This window comes from Psychrobacter sp. DAB_AL62B, from assembly GCF_028895345.1.
In the GTDB taxonomy this organism is placed as follows: Bacteria; Pseudomonadota; Gammaproteobacteria; order Pseudomonadales; family Moraxellaceae; genus Psychrobacter.
The window spans coordinates 1-793 of the sequence record NZ_SAXC01000030.1 but is presented as its reverse complement, the minus strand read 5'-3'; the positions used below and the strand labels follow the sequence as shown (position 1 = coordinate 793).

At 43.8% G+C, this 793-nt stretch carries 1 protein-coding gene; it reads left to right on the top strand.

Translation table 11 applies throughout. From position 1 onward, the window contains the following. Positions 1-755, top strand: a 755-nt coding sequence (locus EPB74_RS13455) for an IS3 family transposase (RefSeq protein WP_274904642.1), incomplete at its 5' end; no start/stop codon positions are given. Positions 756-793: the final 38 nt, after the last annotated feature.

Here is a 793-nt window from a genome sequence, read left to right as displayed (position 1 = left end):
CTTGCTTGATCTTTAACATTAGCGTCACCTGTTATTATCACAAGTCGGTAGCAACGGATGAGAATAAGCAGATAGCGGACTTGCTCATAGATCTGACCGAGCAGAACAAGAACTGGGGCTTTGGATTGTGTTTTTTAAGCCTGCGTAACGTGCTGGGACTGCCATACAATCATAAACGGGTGTATCGCATCTACTGTGAGCTTGAGTTGAACCTTAGAATCAAACCTCGCCGCCGCATGAAGCGCGCCAAACCTGTGCCACTTGCTGTACCTGATAAGATAAACCAAAGCTGGAGCATGGACTTCATGCATGATGCTTTAACTGATGGACGAGGGTTTAGACTGTTTAACGTCATTGATGATTATAACCGTGAAGCCTTAACCGTTGAGATTGACTTCTCATTACCCGCTCAAAGAGTCATACGCAGTTTAAATCAGCTGATTGAATGTCGAGGTAAACCGGTCCAGGTAAGATGTGATAACGGACCTGAGTACATCAGTAATGCGCTTAAAGACTGGGCTTTAGATCAAGGTATTACGATAAGCTATATTGAGCCTGGTAATCCACAGCAGAATGCTTATGTTGAGCGCTATAATAGAACCATGCGTTATGATTGGTTAAATCAGGAATTATTTACAGATTTAGACCAAGTCCGTCAGCAAGCTGAGGCTTGGTTATATCACTACAACCACGAGCGCCCGAATATGGGCAATGGCGGTTTTACGCCAATGCAGAAACTAAACCACGCCGCTTAATTCTATTTGATAAGTGTCTTATGGTTGGGATGATTACC